Source organism: Streptococcus oralis (assembly GCF_019929365.1).
Classification (GTDB): Bacteria; Bacillota; Bacilli; order Lactobacillales; family Streptococcaceae; genus Streptococcus; species Streptococcus oralis_BT.
On sequence record NZ_JAHZPH010000025.1, the window covers coordinates 1 to 591 of the forward strand.

The window sequence follows — 591 nt, forward strand, 5'->3', positions numbered from 1 at the left end:
TATCTGCAAGTCAATCAGCTTCAGCATCAGTATCTGCAAGTCAATCAGCTTCAGCATCAGTATCTGCAAGTCAATCAGCTTCAGCATCAGTATCTGCAAGTCAATCAACTTCAGCATCAGTAAGCTCAAGTCAATCAACTTCAGCATCTGTAAGTGCAAGCCAATCAGCTTCAGCATCAGTATCTGCAAGTGAATCAGCTTCAGCGTCTGTATCTGCAAGCCAATCAGCAAGCGCATCAGTATCTGCAAGTGAATCAGCTTCAGCATCAGTATCAGCTAGCCAATCAGCAAGCGCATCAGTATCTGCAAGTCAATCAACTTCAGCATCAGTATCAGCTAGCCAATCAGCTTCAGCATCAGTATCTGCAAGTCAATCAACTAGCGCATCAGTAAGCTCAAGTCAATCAACTTCAGCATCTGTATCAGCTAGCCAATCAACTAGCGCATCAGTAAGCTCAAGTCAATCAGCTTCAGCATCAGTATCTGCAAGCCAATCAGCTTCAGCTTCTGTAAGTGCAAGCCAATCAGCTTCAGCATCTGTATCAGCTAGCCAATCAACTAGTGCATCAGTATCTGCAAGTCAATCAGCTT

At 44.2% G+C, this 591-nt stretch carries 1 protein-coding gene; it reads left to right on the forward strand.

Going from position 1 to position 591, the window contains the following annotated elements; all coding sequences use genetic code 11:
* A partial coding sequence (locus K1I53_RS09320; RefSeq protein WP_223329183.1) for a hypothetical protein occupies nt 1-591 on the forward strand: 591 nt, incomplete at both ends.